Origin of the sequence: Stieleria varia (genome assembly GCF_038443385.1) — a bacterium.
GTDB classification, from domain to species: domain Bacteria; phylum Planctomycetota; class Planctomycetia; order Pirellulales; family Pirellulaceae; genus Stieleria; species Stieleria varia.
The window spans coordinates 2158233-2176416 of record NZ_CP151726.1 but is presented as its reverse complement, the minus strand read 5'-3'; the positions used below and the strand labels follow the sequence as shown (position 1 = coordinate 2176416).

Annotated in this window: 10 protein-coding genes; 3 read left to right on the top strand and 7 right to left on the bottom strand. The window is 56.4% G+C overall.

The window, feature by feature from the left end; translation table 11 throughout:
* Window positions 1–7: 7 nt before the first annotated feature.
* Window positions 8–3115: a WD40 repeat domain-containing protein gene (locus Pla52nx_RS07525; protein ID WP_146522432.1), complete on the top strand. Its 3108-nt coding sequence runs from the start codon at window positions 8–10 to the stop codon at window positions 3113–3115.
* 244 nt (window positions 3116–3359) lie between these two features.
* Here the strand turns inward: Pla52nx_RS07525 and Pla52nx_RS07520 are convergent, their stop codons facing one another.
* Both Pla52nx_RS07520 and Pla52nx_RS07515 read right to left on the bottom strand, forming a co-directional pair.
* Window positions 3360–4712, bottom strand: coding sequence for a Gfo/Idh/MocA family protein (locus Pla52nx_RS07520; RefSeq protein WP_146522431.1), 1353 nt, complete (start codon window positions 4710–4712; stop codon window positions 3360–3362).
* Window positions 4713–4776: 64 nt separating this feature from the next.
* Window positions 4777–7329, bottom strand: coding sequence for a DPP IV N-terminal domain-containing protein (locus Pla52nx_RS07515; RefSeq protein ID WP_197454950.1), 2553 nt, complete (start codon window positions 7327–7329; stop codon window positions 4777–4779).
* A gap of 315 nt (window positions 7330–7644) precedes the next feature.
* Between Pla52nx_RS07515 and Pla52nx_RS07510 the strand changes: the two genes are divergently transcribed.
* A complete protein-coding gene (locus Pla52nx_RS07510; protein WP_146522429.1) occupies window positions 7645–8214 on the top strand; it encodes a hypothetical protein in 570 nt (189 codons plus the stop codon).
* A 19-nt stretch (window positions 8215–8233) separates the two neighbouring features.
* Here the strand turns inward: Pla52nx_RS07510 and Pla52nx_RS07505 are convergent, their stop codons facing one another.
* Window positions 8234–9709: a hypothetical protein gene (locus Pla52nx_RS07505; protein ID WP_197454949.1), complete on the bottom strand. Its 1476-nt coding sequence runs from the start codon at window positions 9707–9709 to the stop codon at window positions 8234–8236.
* A 68-nt stretch (window positions 9710–9777) separates the two neighbouring features.
* Window positions 9778–10176 (bottom strand): DUF6384 family protein, encoded by a 399-nt coding sequence (locus Pla52nx_RS07500; protein ID WP_146522428.1) that lies wholly within the window; start codon window positions 10174–10176, stop codon window positions 9778–9780.
* Window positions 10177–10606: 430 nt separating this feature from the next.
* Between Pla52nx_RS07500 and Pla52nx_RS07495 the strand changes: the two genes are divergently transcribed.
* Window positions 10607–11854 carry a cell surface protein gene (locus Pla52nx_RS07495; RefSeq protein WP_146522427.1) on the top strand — a complete coding sequence of 416 codons (1248 nt, stop codon included), beginning with the start codon at window positions 10607–10609 and terminating at the stop codon, window positions 11852–11854.
* 136 nt (window positions 11855–11990) lie between these two features.
* Here the strand turns inward: Pla52nx_RS07495 and Pla52nx_RS07490 are convergent, their stop codons facing one another.
* The 3 genes from Pla52nx_RS07490 to Pla52nx_RS07480 form a co-directional block, all read right to left on the bottom strand.
* Window positions 11991–13082, bottom strand: coding sequence for a sialate O-acetylesterase (locus Pla52nx_RS07490; protein ID WP_342190360.1), 1092 nt, complete (start codon window positions 13080–13082; stop codon window positions 11991–11993).
* A gap of 255 nt (window positions 13083–13337) precedes the next feature.
* A complete protein-coding gene (locus Pla52nx_RS07485; RefSeq protein ID WP_146522426.1) occupies window positions 13338–14771 on the bottom strand; it encodes a DUF1501 domain-containing protein in 1434 nt (477 codons plus the stop codon).
* 5 nt (window positions 14772–14776) lie between these two features.
* Window positions 14777–18073, bottom strand: coding sequence for a PSD1 and planctomycete cytochrome C domain-containing protein (locus Pla52nx_RS07480; protein WP_197454947.1), 3297 nt, complete (start codon window positions 18071–18073; stop codon window positions 14777–14779).
* Window positions 18074–18184 lie beyond the last annotated feature (111 nt).

Below are 18184 nucleotides of genomic sequence, written 5' to 3'. Positions count from 1 at the left end.
ATCTGCCATGCCCCGTGCCACCTTCGCATCGATATTGACTGTGCTGTTGTTGTTCGTCTTGCAGCAAATGACAAGCTCGGCCGGGGACTCGGACGTTGCCTCGGATCAAAAAACGGATGCAGCAAACAAAGTGCCCGTTGTCGACTTCGCGACGGAGATTCAGCCGGTCTTGAAACGTAACTGCATGGCTTGCCACCACTCCAAACAGGACGAAGGCGGTCTGTCGATGGAGTCAGAAAAAGAGATGCTCGCTGGCGGCGACTCTGGTCCCGGAATCGTTGCGGGCGATGTCACAGGAAGCTTGATTTGGGCGCGAGCGTCAGGCGAGGAAGATCCCATCATGCCGCCGGAAGACAATACGGTCGGTGCCAAGCCGTTGAGCCCCGCTGAACTGGACAAGTTGCGGCAGTGGATCCTCGGCGGCGCGGTCTTTCCAGAATCCACCAGCGGAGAAAACATTGCTTGGCAACCGGTACCGGAATCAATTCGTTCGATCTACACGACCTCGTACTCGCCCGATGGCCACTGGGCAGCCCTGGCAACCGCCAATCGCGTGGCGGTTTTTGATACCGCAACGGGAAAGCAAGTCGATTCATTGGTCGATCCGAGTTTGCCTCAAGCCGGTGTCGCTGATCTGGACCTGATCCAGTCGGTTCGTTTCGGGCCGCTGGGGCAGACGATCGCTACGGGCGGATTTCGAACTTTGCGACTTTGGCAGCGAGCGGAGCACCCCACCGTTGAGATGAGATCGCTTGCATCCGCAGCCGATCATGTGACCCTCAGTCCCGACGGCACGCGGATCGGGATGGTCAATCTGTTGGGCGAAATCGAAATTTGGGACAAGGCGTCGGACGCAAAACAGCACACGATCACAACGCACTCGTTGCCAGTCACGTCCCTGGCCTGGGTTTCAACAGACTTACTGGCCAGTTGTGATGCGGGCGGAAAACTCTGCGTTCATCAAGCCACCGATGGGCAACTGGCTCGCTGCATCGACCACGATTCGGCCCTTCGCAATCTGATGGTCAGTGGAGATAGCCAAACCATCGCTGCGATCAATGCCGCGGATCTGGCTGTTGTGTTTTCAGCAAATGATCTGTCGGTGGTCCGTACATTGGATGCGATCCCAGGGGCACGATCCCTGTGCTTCACTGCCCCTCAACGAACTTTGCTGGCTGTCGCACATGGCAACAGCGTCACTGTTGTGCAGCCAGCGGACGGAGCCCAAAAATTCAAATTCGATGGCGACGCCTCATCACTGTCCTTGGCGTCGTCCCCCGACGGCGCGTTCCTGGTCGTCGGTGGCGGAGATGGAAAAACTCGGATGTGGAATCTTGCGGATGGAAAGCCGCGAGGGACCTCTCAGAGCAACTTGGCGTCGACGCAGCGGTTGGCGATCTTGGCCAAAGACGCGTCACGTTTTCGCGATTCCGTGGTCCGCATGGAGAAAGCGACCGAGACGCTGACGGCCGAACTGAAAAAAGAAGACGAATCACTCGCCAAGGTCACCGAAGCACACAAGACGGCGACCGATGAGTTGGCTGCGGAAACGAAAAAGTTGACCGACGTCCAAACGCAGGTTGCCACCACCGAGAAATCGATCGCGGAGGCAACGGCAACGTTGACACAAGCCGAAACGGAGTCCAAGACGGTTCAACAACAGTTGACCGACACCGAAGCCGTCATCACCAAGGTGACCGCAGAACAAACCGAACTGGTAAAGAAGTCCGACGTCGCCAAGGCGGCTTTGGAACAAGCCAAAGCCGAGCTTGCTGCAGCGAAAGAAAAAGCCGACCAGGCGCAAGCGACTGCCGACCTGGCCGCCAAACAAGCCGCTGAGAGTCAAGCACAACTCGATGCGTCCAAGAAAATGGCCGACGAAAAACGCGCCAAGCTGGCGATGCTGGAGAAGTCCAAGACCGACGCGACCAAAATGATGGAACAAGCCAAGGCAGAACTGGAGAAACAGAAAGCATCGGTCACCAAACTGGCCGAGGAGAAAACCAAGAAGGAAGAAACTGTCGCGAAACGCTTGCAAGCATTGGAGACCGCTCGACAGTCTCGACAACGAGCCGCCGATGCGATCCCCGCCCAGCAAACGTTGATCAGCATGGTCAAAGAACAACTGCAGGAAACCGAACGAACCGAAAAAACCTTTCGAGAACAGAGTTCCTTCGCAGCGCCGATTCATGCGGTAGCGGTTTCACCTGATGCGAGTACCGTCGTCTCGGTTGCGTCCGACGGATGGATTCGAACCTATCGAGCCTCTGATGGATCGCCGATCGATGAGTTTCCACCTGGCAATGCCGCGCGTCCTGCGTCCACCAGCGACTGTGTCTTTGTGAATTCAGCCGACTTGTGGATCAACGGTTGGAATCGTTCAGTGAATGTAACGCGCCGCTGGAAATTGACAGACACAATCGGTACGGTCGATGGTGATCTGATCTCTGATCGAGTGACCGCCATCGATTTTGACCCCACCGGAGAATTGATCGCCGTGGGTTCGGGGGCACCCAGTCGTGCTGGTCAAGTTCTGATTGTTTCGCAACGAACGGGACAAGTCCTGCGTCGAATGGACCAACTGCACAGCGACACGGTGCTGACGCTTCGTTTTTCACCGGATGGTAAGACCTTGGCCAGCGGTGCAGCGGACAAATCGATTCGACTGGTTGACGTTCGCAGCGGCGAATTGATTCGCTCGCTCGATGGACATACGCATCATGTTTTGGGCGTCGATTGGAGCGACAATGGTTTGACACTCGTGTCGTGCAGCGCCGACAAATCGGTCAAGGTCTGGGATGCCCAGACGGGGCAACAAAAGCGAACCATCAACGGGTTCGGCGACGAGATCACTGCGATCGAGTTCTTGCCCAACGTATCGCAGGTTGCGACCGCGTGTGCGGATGGTCAAGTCCGAATCCACAACACGGACAATGGCGGCCAAGTCCGTGCGATGTCCGCCGGCGGTGACTTTCTGTTTTCCGTTTCCCTCAGTCCCGACGGCGGCCGGATCATTTCCGGAGGCCAATCGGGCGTGGTCAAACAATGGAATGTCGCCGACGGAAAACATCTCGGAGACTTTAGCGCGGATGATCCATCAGCCGCAGGGCGATAGGGAGCATCCCGCTTAGAACGCGGTTTCATCGTAGTCACAGCTCGACGCATCTAAGCGGATGAAGCTACCAGACGCTGTGAGCCGTGACGCGTAAGCGGCCGGGCCTACCGCATTGCCCGGTGCCTTACGGCCCACGGCTCACCCTTGGGTTCCTGGTTTTGATTCAATCAGCAGTCTCTTGCGCCGGTGGAGGTGACAGCAGAGCCCGCGCAAACCCAAAATGCCACAACAGCAAACATCGCTGCTACTGCAGGGACCATCCGTCGCGGGGGCGACGGCGCAAGAATGGATCGGCTTCTGGGCAATCCACACAAGTCATCGTCTTGGGATCCCACGTGATCTTTTTGCCGACTCGGAATGCCACGTTGCCCAAATGGTTGGCTTCGGTCAACGGTCCTGCGTAGCTGAACGGGCTTGCCGTTTCTCCTTGTCCTTGGCACGCCATCACCCACTCCTGGTGATGCCCAGGCGAGTCGGGAATGAAGGGTTCCGGTGCTTTGAAATTCGTGAACTCGTTCTCGGGCAGCAACACGTGCTTGTTGTAATCCGACAACAGCATGCCTTTGCTGCCGACGAACAGCACGCCGCTATTCCACTGAGGAATCTCACCATCGAGCCATCGCTGAGGTTTCTCGCTGCCTTGGTACCACGTCAATTCAACAGCCGGGCGATTACCCCGTGGTCCGTATTGATAGACGGCTTTCATCGACGCGGGTGCGATCTCAGGATGCGGTTCGGGGCCAAAGGCCTCCACGGTTTGGGGAGCGTCCAACTGAAGTGCCCAGAACGGCAGATCGTTCCAGTGACTACCCAGGTCTGACATCGTGCCGTTGCCAAAATCCCACCAGCGGTACCAATTGGGACCCGGAAAATAGACGCTGTGATACGGACGCTCGGGTGCCGGCCCCAGCCACAAGTCCCAGTCGATGTGCGGCGGTGGCGACATGGCATCGGTCGGTCGAGCGTCAACGAACAAACGGTCCCCGTTCTTTTCGGCGTCCTTCTTGCTCTGCAGTCCCCACGCTCTGCCGACCCAAACGTGTGCCTCGCTGACATCGCCGATCGCGCCGGATTGAATCAGCTCCACCACGCGATGATAGTTCGGTGTCGCATGAATCTGCGTTCCCATCTGGGTCACGACGCCGGCGTCTGCCGCCGCATCGGTCACACGTCGCGTTTCGTCGACGTTGTAGGCAAGTGGTTTTTCGCAGTAGACGTGCTTGCCCAGTTTCAATGCGGGCATGGTCGCGAACGCGTGCGTGTGCTCGGTCGTGCTGATCACGGCGGCGTCGATCTTGTTACCGACAGCATCGTACAGCTTGCGAAAGTCTTGAAACTTTTGCGCACCGGGAAATTGCTCGGCCGCGTGGTCCATGAATCGGGTGTCAATGTCACAGACCGCTACGACGTCGACGGCTCCCGTTGCCGTGATTGTCTTCAGGTTGCCTCCTCCACGACCACCGACTCCGATGAACGCGACCTTCATACGGTCATTCGCTGCGGCGTGAAGCTTGTTATGGCTGATGGCGACGCCCGCCAACGTTGTGGCTCCGGCGAGTAAGAGTTGACGGCGATCGATTCTGCAACGCGAATTCATGGCGTCTCTCGATGATGGAGGAAGGAATGGTTGAGGAGGGCCCTTCATCATAAACGCTGAGCGATCACCGTGCCGCAACGCCCAGCTTTCTCATCAAGAACTCTGCCTGTCGACGTTTTGCGTACGGAGTCCCCGCCGCGCCGTGCCCCACACCGGGAACAATCAGCATTTCAAAATCCTTATCCGCCTTGATCAACGCATCGACGACCTGCATGGAGCTAATTGGATCGACGTTGGTGTCCAGTTCGCCCCAAATCAACATCAGGTCCCCCGACAATTCGGACGCACCCGTGACATTGGATTGTTGCTCGTAGTGCGGTCCGATGGGCCAGCCCATCCACTGTTCGTTCCACCAGATCTTGTCCACTCGATTGTCATGGCAGCCACAATCGGCCACCGCGGCATCGTAAAGATCGCCGTGTGAAATTAACGCCCGCATCGCACTTTGACCTCCCGCGGAGCCTCCCCAGATGCCCACACGAGTGATGTCCATTTCGGGACGATCTGCGGCAGCCGCACGAATCCACTTGACGCGATCCGGAAAACCACTGTCGCCAAGGTTTTGCCAGCACACATCATGAAACGCCTTGCTGCGGAAACTCGTTCCCATTCCATCGATCTTGACGACGATGAAACCCAAATCTGCCATTTGATAGAGACTTTGGTGCAAACCGAACGACTTGGGGACAAACGCCGCGTGTGGCCCTGCGTAAATGGCCTCCACGACGGGGTAACGTTGGTGAGGATCAAAATTCGTCGGCCGAACGATGATCCCATGGATGGGCGTCTCTCCGTCGCGTCCCGATGCAACGAATCGCTCGGGCATTTGCCAGCCCGTTTCGGTCAACTCCGTCGCATCGGCGCGTTCCAGTTCCGTGATCAGCTCGCCGGTGTCCGCGTTACGCAGGACGGTCACCGGCGGCATGTCGACGCGGGAATAGGTATCCAGCAACTGCGTTTGATCAGGCGAAAAACTCCATTGATGCTCCCCATCACCCGGCGTCAAATCCACGAGATTGCTGCCATCAAAGTCGACCCGGACCAAGTGCTGGTGATAGGGATCTTCGTCAGGATTCAGCCCACCCGCGACCAGCCAGATTTGGCGGCGCTGGACATCCACGCGTTGCACGCTGCGAACCACCCACTCTCCACTCGTGATCGGCTGGATGACTTCGCCAGTAGATTGATCGATCAAGTACAAGTGATTCCAACCGGAACGCTCACTCATCCAGATCGCTTCGTTGGTCGCATCCAGACGCTGCAAAAACTGTTTGTGGGAATAACAGACAAAGGTCTCGCTGGTTTCATCGATCATCGCCCGAGGTTCAGCCGTTTGAGCATCCACGCTGACGACGCGAAGCGTTTGGTGACCACGTTGGTTGTACACAAAGGAAAACGATCCACTGTCGGCGTTCCAAGCCAGGTCGTTGATGCTGAAGGGATTGCTGAACAGATCGTTTTGAATCAGTATCGGCTTGGGATCGTCAACATGAAACAGCACACATCGTGGCTGATCCAGCTCGTCTCCCGGTTTGGGATAATTGACCGTCACCAATTCCGCATCGATCGAACCCGGCGGCGACGACTTGACGATTGAAATCTGACGGGGCGACACTCGTTTGGTCTTCATCACCACGAAATGCTGGGAGTCGGGCGACCACCAAACGTTGTTTCCGTATCCGTTATCCGAATCACCGTCGACGGTCACTTGCTGGGGTTGGTCGTCGTCGTCGACATGTTTCAAGAACACATTATCGCCGTCAAAGGAAACACGGTACTGACCGTCAGGTGATTCCGAACCGCCACGACGACGCCGAGGGTTGCGAGTAGTCGCGTTCTTTGGCTTCGCCGTATCGGCGTCAATGACGGCGCGGGTTTGCCAAGCGTCCGCGACGAACGACGCGATTGACTCACCCGTGGGATCGGTCAGCAACCACGCATGTCCGGCAAACGTGTGCTGCCGATGACTTTTCCCGGCATCAATGATTCCGTAGGGACGACGGTCCCCTGAGTCGGTGACCCAGTAGAATCGCAGTGGCACAGTGAGCTCGTTTTGAAACTCAATCGACGTTTCTTCGCCTTGACCTTCGCTCCTCGCGATCGTCTGCTGCGCCGACAACCTTTCACCAGTGGATTCACTATCACTCGTCATGTCCGGTTGCCCGTCATGTCGAGTGAGCGGACCGTCGGGAAGCTGAAACCGCCATGATTGGTTCGCATACCGGAATCGGCAGAATTCCGCAGACTCGTCAAAGGTCAGCGAGGCGAAGCGAAGTTGCTGTGCATCGACGCGGCGTGATGACTGCTCGCTAAGCTGCTGGGCAAGTTTTGCGTGGTCAAACGCGAGACTTCGTGAACCCGCCTGCGAGTCCACCAACACGTATTCCCCGCCGTCGGCCGAGGTGCGTACGCGGTACCACAAGTAGCGATCATCCTTGCCAAACCAAGTCGGCTTGACCGACTGACGAAACACCCGGTCACGGGTCCGCCGGCTGTAGGTCTCCGCGTAGTCGAACCGCTCCCGAGCCGTTCTCGCCTGCTCATCCGACGGCTGCTGGTCCGCGTGTGCTCCCGGTCCCAACGAAATCACGCACAAGCCGGTTATCAGCCAAACCACCCGATGGAGTTTACTCCGCCGTGGTAGTCGTCGGCCGGAAAGGTCTGAACAGGTCGATGAAGTTGCACGCATGATGTTTGGCAGAAGGGTTTCGGGGGATGGCTTGATGAAAATCGCGACGACTCATTTCCATCAGCCCTGGGTGGGGATTCAAATCGGCGTCGCCGAAAGTTACCTTAGCAAAGAGCGATCATATACCGGCGTAGTGGACGAGGTCACGAGTCCCGTGCGTTAGGACTCGTGACCTCGTCCACTACGAACTACGTTACGCTGCTACGCCACACAATAGGGTAGTCATAAGGTTTTTGATGTGTCATGACCCTCAAAATCTCATTCGAGTCCACGTCTCCGATCGAAGCAAACCTGTTTGCTGAGTTGACTCAGTACGCGGAGCCGATATGGGGACGATATGCGTGGCATGACTGCCATTGGACACAACTGAGCAGATGCGAGAGCGGGCACTTGAGGGGTGACCTCGTCGTGAAGCTTCAAAGCCTTGACGCTGGAGAGGCGTCCAGCCAGCAGGCACCGGAAGATCACTCGGCAGGCGATTTCATTTCGGCGTTGAGTGTTCTGTGTGAGCTTTCGCACGCCTTTGAAATCGATTGGACGTTGCATCACGAATTCGAATCGAACTTGGGCAACATTCGCAAAGGCGTCATCGGTAACGGATTGGTCGACGAGATCGAAACATCCCTGCGCGTCGCACGCTCGCTGGCAGGATTGATCAGCGACGACGAAATCGACGATCCGTTTTCGAGTGATGGCGAGTTCGACTGGCGAGACCTGGACGGCCAAATGACGTGGGAGCCTGAGCTTGTCGAGCCACTACTCCGCTTCCCTGATCTTCCCGAGTTGGATGACGAAGCCGACTCGGCGACGTGAAGATATCCGGGTCACAAAATCAGCGTCGCCCGGCACGGAAAAAGTCGTCGCTGCTGTCCGCGCTGCCACCATACCAATTGGAACCTCGGTAGCGACGTCGCCCGGCGCTTCGAGCATGATCACGCAAGGCAGCACCGGCCGCTTGCGCCATTGCGCTGATCAGGACCTGTGTGACCGGGTGCGTTGCGACGTTGGTGATCTGTTCTCCCAAGGTTGGTCCCCAGCGTTGTGACTTTCGTATCTTTTGCCAAAGTGCGTCGAGATCGTATTCGGTTCTGGCGCGGCTCAGGTCCTCGATGACGTCGAACGTGCCGACAAACTGCGAGCGTGACGAATCGAACTCGGCGGCGCGGAAACGCTGAATCATTCGCCCCAACGCTTCCAAGAATCCGTGTGATTGAGCCAGGTCATCCTGACGTCGTCGTTCTGCCGCATCCAGGTCCGCCAAATCCGCCTCGACGCCATTCAAACGCGCGACGATCTGATCATCAGTGACTTCGACGGTCGCCCGGGCGCGGCGTTCCAAATCACGGGTACTGGACCGTTCCAGCATCGCTCGGAACGCCTCAATGGCTTCTCGATAATGGGGACCTCGTGGATCCTCCAGCTCACTGAGTTCTTGTTCGATGCCTTCGGATTGTTCGCGTATTTGCTCCAGTTCCTGTAACTGTTGTGCGCGTTGGGCCTGCAATCCCTCGACTTCCGCAACCTTATCAGTCAATCCGAGTCGCTTGGCGACTTGTTCTTGATGACTCTCCAGTTCACTCATCACCGTTTCGAATGCGGCGTGGTCGTCAGCGATGATTTGACGCATGCGTTCGGGCGTTTGCTTGAGGAATTCGTAGCCCTGTTTCGCCTTTCTGAAATCGATCAGCTTGGCCAGCCATCGATCCATCCGCCTAGTGATTCCGCGTTTCTTGTATTCTGCGGTGCCAAACTGACGATCCTTGAGGTATTTGAACAGCGAACTCTTTTCGTACGCGGGCAACTTGCGAGCCGAATCTTGCTCGATCTCACTCAGATTCGACTCGGCGCGTTCCAGGGCGGCTTCGGCCATCGCCGCGCGATCGGACAACGTCACGAACGCTGCGTCGCTCTTGAGTGCCGCTTCCACTTTGCCACCCAACTCGTCCTGTTCGGCCAAGGCTGCATCGAGTTTTTCATTCAGCTCCAACAACCGGTCGTCTTGCAAGTGACGTTTGTCGTTCAGCTCGCTCAACGATTGCTTCAAGCGATTGCAGTGGTCCTCCTGTCGTAGCAGGATCTGCGAGACGGTGGCGCGAACCTCGACCCAAGTGTTGCGGATCGCGTCGCGTGTCAGTTCGGGCAGGTAATGCTCGGCCAGATCCACGAGTGCTTCACTGCGGAAATCATCCAGCTCACCACGCTTCTGATCGACCTGCTGCACACGTCCGCGCAGTGCCTCCAATCTCGCTTGAGCTTCCTTGTAGCCGTCCATCAGTTGACGGTGAATTACGGGGCCAGAAATCGGCATGATTGATGTGGATTCGGAGAATTCGAGACAAAGAAATTATGGAGAGAAACATTATGCAACAGGGCACGTCAATGAAAGACATACCACAGGCTACCAGCCGTCGTGGCGATCGCGGCGATCGCCGCAGCACTCCACATGATTCGGTCACGCCAGACCCAGCAGTGGGCGATGAAACTCTTCATGCCTGTGGGTGGGTCCTGATAAGTGTGCAGTGTGTCCATGTACTGGGCGATCGCGGCATCCACCTCCGCCTCGGTGACATCGTCGCCCGACAACTTGGCAGTGCGCATCAACTTGTCACGCAGTTGAGTACGAATATCGTCCCGCCGAAACATCTCCTCGGCCTGCTGCCTCTGTTCACGCATCTCCCGGGCAACGTCCATCACTCGCAACGTTTCCTGCAAAGTCAATTCGTGGACGGGCGGCTCGATCGGAGCCTGTGCCTGAGCTTGTGATGATCCGGACATGATAAAAAGTTTCTGGAAACGGGATGATGTGACGACGGAAGGCCCCCGCCGCAGCGAAAACCGATCTCGGTGGGACTCCATCTTTAGCAGTACAGTTTAGGCAAATCAGCGGTTTTGCGGACCACGGGCTCGTGGGACAAATGATTTATGGTCCCGCAAGGGCCCGATTACTCAGCAATCTGGTCGCTGAAAACTCCCTATCTGCCCATTTGTGATCTCAGCCGCGCAAGCGAAACAGCCAGCAGGCTCCCAATCGGAGCGCCACGACACAGTGTCGTCGTTCAGATTCGGTTGATGGGTACGCTCCCCCAAGAGCGCGATTTCAGAAGCGGTGATTGCGTCGATGCCCCCCAAGCGCTACGCTAATTGTATCTGAGTCCACAGATCGACTCACTGATGACAATTACCTAATGCGGAGAAGTGTTGGACCATGTCGGAACAAGCTCAAGCCAAGGCCCCCAGCGCCGCAGGCGAAACGGAAACTCAGCAGTCCACCGAGCCAAAGGCACGTGATACCGGATCGATGCGAAAGTATCTCGATCGTGCGATGGTCGTGCTAAAAAAATTCGGCATCGACAGCCGCAACTCAGCACCTCAGGAATTGATCAGCTTGCTGGAAAGCGTCAAGCACATCGACGAAGCCAAAGTGCTGGCGATCGCCGACGTCATCCAACACATGGGTTCTTTCAACGCATTGGTACGCGAGAACGTTGAGAGCATTCAAGTCGGTAATCGATACATGGAAATCACGCAGATGTTTGACTCGGTCCGCGAGGACAGCAAGCGTCTGATCGCCCAGCTCGACGACGGAAAGATCAGCGGCACGGAAAAGGTGTCCAACTGGTGGATGAAAATCCGCCGGGGAACTCCCAACGATCGTTTTGAAAAAATCGTCGAGGTCTACGGCGACGTCGCCAAGGACACCAAGGAAGGCCTCAAGAGCGAAGAAATGATCATGGACGCGTACATCGATTTTCGATTCGCGCTCAAAGAGGCCGAAGTCTTGGCTCGGGAACTGCTCGACCAACATGCCCCCACTCTCGAAGCAGCCAAGAACGGACTGGCGACCGCACAAGACGCCTTGGACAATTACGCGGGAACCGACGAAGGCGGTAAGAGTCAGTTGGAGTTGCAGCGTGATGAAGCTCGCCACACCTTTGAAAAGGAAGACGAGACCTATCAGTTGCTCAAGGACATCGCGGAAAATTTGGAGATCGGCTACGACGTCGGCGAAACGTTGATCACCAAACTGAAGCAAACCCACGACGTCAAAGAACGCGTGTATCGCCGAGCCGTGACGTTCTTTACCACCAACGAACACGTCTTCACCATTCTCGGAACGGTCTACCAAAGTCAACACGGGTTGCACGAAGTCACCCAGGCGACCGAAGCGATGAAGGAAGGTGTGAACAAGGGGCTCGAAGACATCGCGGACCTCGGCAAAGAGCTCGAACGAGCCGCCTTGAAAGCGGGCTATGGCAGCACGATTGACCCGGCCTCGGTTCAAAAACTCGTCGATGCCATCAGCGATTTCCAAGTCGAATCGTTGGAGATGATCGCAACGCTTCGCAAAGAAAGCGAGGAGAGCACCAAGGCGATTCGCAAGACCGTCGAGGAGGGCAAGAAGAAGTACCAAGAAACCCTCGCTCGCCACGCCCGAGGCGAATTGGGCGGCTGAGCTTATGTACGTCAGGCTTTCTAGCCTGACATGCACCTAGCATCAGTCGCTGGCACGATCACGACGAGGGGGCTCACTCGCTCGTTTTTGGATGCCGTTTTTCCAGAGGTATGTCAGGCTAGAAAGCCTGACGTACTTAGTTGCCGGTGCTTTCCAGTTCCTTCATGGCCCAACCCAATGCTTGGCCGACTTCCATGTAGGTCTCCGCATTGTGGTTGTAGTGGTAGCCCTGGTTCTTGGGTGAGACGGAACTGTCTCGCCAATACGGGCGGGCGTCGATCGCTTTGACATTGCCGTTGAACTCCGGGTATTTGCCAGTCTCTCCACTGACAGCCAACTGCGCCTTGGCGATCGTCAGCCCGGGTTCCTTCATCTGATCGCCATCAAATGCGATGGTCGCAAGAACGAACTTGGCATTTGGTGCATCAAAATCTTTGCGTAGCGACTTGATGAATCGAACCAGATTTTGCTCATAGCGACTCGCGTGCGCTGGATTTTGGTCCTTGTGTCCTTGCCAGAAAACAAAGCCAGCGACTTCGTAACCTTGTCCTTGATATCCCGGATAGTACTTGTCCAAGTTCGCGAGCACGGCCTTGGCGTGCGCAACATCGGCATCGTACTGACGACCTGCGTACCAAGGAACCTCCTTTTTGGGCTCGCCCTCAATCCACGACCCAGGATTGTCTCTGTAGCCAGCGTAGGTCTTGCCATCGAACTCGTATCGTTCGCTCCCAGGCGGCAACAAATCCCAGCCAAGACTCCGGTTACCGATACAAGCCTTCAAAACAAGCACCGGCTCATCATGCAAATGCCCCATGACATGGCCAAACCCGATTTCGGGTCCGAAGTTCCCTTTGACCGTCAACCATTCGTTCTTCATGTCGGCGAAGTTCTCCATGTCACGGAAATCCACGCCACGCTTGTCCATCACGTGTACAAAGCGAACGTCATTGCGCTGCGTCCAATTGCCGGCGTCGTCCACCAAGTGCGGATACTTGCTCTTTTCCTTGACCATGTACTCCAAGGAGCCCTGCAAATCAGCGGGACCGACGCGACCAAATCCGAGCATGTTGGATTGGCCCAACAGAATGTAGACCTGCACGGGCTTGTCTTGCGACGCTGGCAGACCATCTGGATCAGGCAACGTCTCCTGACCATTGCTGGCCAGAACAGGTACGAGGAACAGAGCGCCCAGCAGGCAGATGGTAGTCAATTGGCGAAGGTTCAAAACAGGCTCTCCGTTGATGGGACGCAATGATGGGACGCAATGATGGTTTTCTGATGCATCCTTGTCCGGCGTCGTGGATTTCGCCAGAAATCCCTTGCGTAGGGAATTCTGGCGAATCCCATTACCGGATGTGTCGGACTAGTGGTCTGGGACAACCTATTTTTAGGGTAGTGGATCTTGTTAAAGATCCTGTAGCGGTGGGATCTTTGGCAAGATCCACTACGTTAAACCCTAACTTTTAGTTGTCCCAGACCACTAGGCGATGATGTCAGTGATGGGATGACCAAAGTCCTGCTCAAGTCGCTTGTGCCCTGGCACCTCCATCCGATGCGATTCTAATCCAAGCTGATGCAGGATGGTGGCATGGACGTCGGTCACGTACTGGGGAGACTCGATGGCATGAAATCCGATCTCGTCGGTTGCCCCGTGTACCACACCGCCTTTGAGTCCGCCGCCGGCCATCCAAACACTGAAACCGTGCGGGTGGTGGTCTCGACCGTCGGCCCCTTGGGATCCAGGTGTGCGGCCGAACTCGGTGGCAAACACGACGAGTGTTTCATCGAGCATTCCACGTTGCTTGAGGTCCTGGATCAATCCGGCGATCGGACGATCGACCTGCATCGCCAGCTTGGAATGATTGGCTTTCAACGCGGAGTGCTGGTCCCACGCACCGGCTGCTCCGTCACCGTGCTGGATCTGTATGAAACGCACTCCTTGCTCGGCGAACCGTCGGGCGGCCAACAATTGTTCTCCAAAGGGACGCGTTTCGGGCTGATCGAGCCCATAAAGCTTCTTCGTGGATGCGGTCTCTTGTGAGAAATCGATCACGCCCGGGACAGCGGCTTGCATTCGATACGCGAGTTCATAGGACTTGATTCTTGCATCAAGCTGCGCGTCATCAGGATACTCTTGGGCGGTCAATTCATTGAGTCGACGCATGAGATCGAAACTCAAACGTTGCTGCTGGTGCGGAAAATCGCTTGAGGGCTTGGCATAGTCCAACGGATTGGCTGGATCGATTTTTAAGAGAACCGAGTCGTAGGCAGGCCCCAAGTAGTGACCATCGCGGCGATCAAAGAATCTTGGTCCCATCGCGATGAACTGGGGCAAGTTTTCGTTCAGCGTTCCGAGTCCCCAGTTCACCCATGCTCCGATCGTCGGCACGCGCGGGTCCAGCATGTGCCGCCCCGAATGAAACTGCACTTGAGCACCATGATTGTCGTCCGTCGTCCACATCGAACGGATCACGGACACGTCATCGATCACCGAACCGATGTGCGGAAACCAATCGCTCACCTCGATTCCGCTGGCTCCATATCGTTTGAATCCGACCTGCAACGGATAGATCTTGTTTCGCTGCTGGCCATTGGCGTCGTTGACGACGACAACGCGTACTTTCTTGAGCCGCTCTGGATCCTGGACGGAGGCATAGGGAGTCTCGGAGATGGATTTCCCAGCGTATTGATTGAGCGCCGGCTTGGGGTCAAAGCTCTCCATGTGACTGACGCCGCCACGCATGAACAACCAGATCACGTTCTTGGCTTTGGGGGCAAAGTGCGGCTTGCCGTCCGGCGGTTGCCATCCAAGCCCGGCACCGCTGCCCATCGCCCGATCGGATCTGAGCATGCTCTGCAAAGCGATGGCACCAAAACCGAGTGCCGAACCGGTGATGAATTTTCGTCTCTGCATGGCGGTCACCGTATGGTCACAAAGTCGTTGTGGTTGAGCAGCACATGAATCAAACGTGTCCGCACGACGGGATCGATCTTGGCGTCGTCGACTTTCGATTCATCAACCAACTGTTTTCGCAACTGCTGACAAAAAGCAATGCACTGCTGCATCTCATCGGCGCTGGCCTGACGCGCCAGTAACAATTGAAAACTGCTCTGGATGAACGACTCCAGTTCAGCGTCGAAAAACTCCGATGCGAGACGCCGCTCGATTTGCTCCGCTGCGTCCATGGACAGGGCACTGTTTGCCATCGCCAATGCCTGTTGCGGCACGATGCTTTCGGCCCTTCGATAGCACTGCAACAGATCCGCATCGTCGAACATCGAGAGAAATTTGTCCTGTTCGTCTCGGGAATGTTTGTAATACAGACTGCGCCGTTTTGTGGCGTCGTTGATCGCGACGGACGGTCCACCCATGGTCAGATTCAACGTGCCACTGCAATGCAACAAACTGTCTCGAACGACTTGGGATTCCATCCGTCGCCCCGGCATTCGCCAATAGTAGCGGTTGTCTGGGTCCACTTGGAGCGTGGTGGGATCCGCATCTGCGGTGGAGGATGACATGCGATAGGCATCTGAGGTGACGATCAGTCGATGCAAGTGCTTGAAGCTCCAACCGGACTGCATGAATGACATCGCCAAATGATCCAGCAGTTCGGCGTGCAGAGGCTCTTCGCAACGAAGACCGAAATCGAACACGGATTCGACCAACGGCTGCCCAAAATGACGAGTCCAAACATGATTGACGGCAACGCGCGCGGTCAGCGGGTTCTCCGTTGACGTCATCCAGCGAGCCAGAGCCAGTCGGCGACCTGTGGTCGTTGCGGGGTAAATCGGCGCGTAGTCGGTTTCCTTATCTGCGGGACTCTCCAGCGCCTTTCGCGTCACCCGCAGGCTTTCATAGTCGGTGCTGCCATCCTGGATGGAGCGAAGCCGTTTTTCGGCAGCCTCTCGCTTGCCATTGGCAGCTTTGAGCTTCTTTTCATCGCCTCCGGCCGCCAAGCGTTCGTATTCGGATTCGGCCAACAAGGCATCCGCTTGAGTTTGCGCAGCATTGCGGGCCAGCGTCTGCTGCTGCTCGTTATCATCGGCCAAGTACTTGGCCGCATCAGCCAACAGAACGGCTTGGACGGCGTCTCGCTGTAAACGCACGGATTCCAATCTGGCTGTGGCGATCCGCATCTGGGTTTCTGAATCTCTGGCCGTTGCATTCGTGCCACCGGGCACCGGCTGCATCTCAAAATCCGATGGTAACGCTCGCACACGGATGGAATCGAAGGCGACCGTTGCATCAAAACCGCTCAATGAGAATCGGTTGCGGTCGCCTCGGTCCGGCAATTGGTAGGCCAATTGAAACTCATCGTCGATCCACACGTTGACCAACTTTTCACGCACGGCGAATCGCAATTCGATCGACTCTCCGATCGGGATCGGGCGAGCCCTGCGACCGCCCGGTGGATAACTGCTGTTGCCGTCACGTATGAATGCGACTTGTAGTTTGGGACCAGGTTCATGAGCACTGGTGTAGACAAAGTTCGCATACTGATCGGCTAAACTCTGATCGGCTAAACTCTGATCGGCTGAGCTTTGATCACCAGAGTTCTGGTCGAATCGAAATGTCACCGACTTGTAAGTGCTGCCACCCGTTGTCGTGTATCGGCACGTGAGCTCAAAATCTCGCGGCAACTCGCTTGTCAGTGTTGCAGCGGCTCGGTCACGCGAAGCCACGGTTTGAACCAGTTGGCCTGCCTTGTATTGCCAACCGGGGCCCTGCAATCGCCAAAGCTGGGCATCGTTGTTCTCAAAGTCATCTGTCAAATCGAAATCCGTCGCGGGCGGAGCATCGCTCTCGCTCACTTGGCTCTCCCAACGCTTGGTCGCTTCAGCAAGCTCCCGCTGGGCATCGTCGATCCGACGTGACCAGTGTGCGAGTTGATCGTGGGCAACGTATTCCCGTGTTCCCGGAGCGAACGCTGTCGCAGGCAATCGAACGGGCGCGATCGCTGGTTGAAAACGCGACAGGATCTCGGGAACACCCGGTGTGATCTTGATGTCACGGTCGGGATTCGCCGGATCACCTCGCACGTGCAGAAATGTTTCGGCATCGAGTTGATCATCAAAAACCCGAGGCAGCCCGTCGCTGTCCAAGTCGATCTCTCCAGGCACCGGATCCAATCGCACTTGATGCGGCTCGAAAATCGCTCGAAAACGATAGTAATCCTGATGTGTGATCGGGTCATACTTGTGATCGTGACACTTGGCACAGTTGAGCGTCAGGCCAAGGAACGCTTTGCCCGTGTGCTCGATCGTGCTGTCCAACCATGTGGTGCGATTGAACAGGTAGTAGTTCCTCGCCAAGAATCCCGTACCCGCCACAACGCTCTGCTGGTCGGGTTCAAGTTCGTCGCCCGCCAGCATCTCTTGAACCATGCGATCATAGCCCTTGTCGCTGTTGAGCGAATCGATGATCCAATCACGCCAGTGCCACATGTGACGTTGGCTGTAACGCAGTTGTTGACCCAGACCGTACCAATCGGAGTATCGCCAGACGTCCATCCAATGACGTCCCCAACGTTCACCGTGGTGCGGACTGGCGAGCAACTCGTCGACGATTTTGTCCCATGGTCGGGCGTCATTCTGTTGTTGGATGGTCGGCGGCAATCCGACCAAGTCGAGATACAGTCGACGAATCAGGAGAGAGCGGGCGGGTTCTGATTGCGGCTTGATGCCCAACTGGTTTCGCTTTGCCGACAGCAGGATATCGATCGGGTTACCACCATCGGGCGATGGCAACTCAGGGCTGACAATCGGCTGAAAAGCCCAGTGCTGTGACGGCGCGTCGGGAATTTCTTCGTCGGGCGCGGGAGCGTCTTGTTCAATCCATCGCTTCAGCAGATCCAGTTCTGCTGCTGTGAGTGGCGACCCCGATTCCGCCGGCGGCATCCGTGAGTCTTCTGACTCGTTGACGCGAATCCAAATCAGACTTTCACCCGGATCTCCGTCAACCAATGCGGGACCGCTGTCGCCACCGGACAACATCAACGCTTTTGTTTCGAGCCTCAGTTCGGATTCAGCCTTGAGTGCTCCGTGGCACGAGTAACACTTCGTCGCCAGCAACGGCTTGATGTGCCGTTGATAGTCGACGTGCTCATCGGCAATGCACAGAGCGGCATGAAAACAGACGATCAACAGGCAAGCGGGGGTGATTTGCCAAAGCTTGATTGCGTGAGAGTTTGTCGAAGGATCGTTTTGAGTGAACACCGCGAGCACCCGCCTGAAAGAGACCCGATCCGAAGGTCAGGCTAGAAAGCCTGACGTACAATACCGTGTGTCAGGCTTTCCAGCCTGACACACGGTATTGTAAACGGTTCA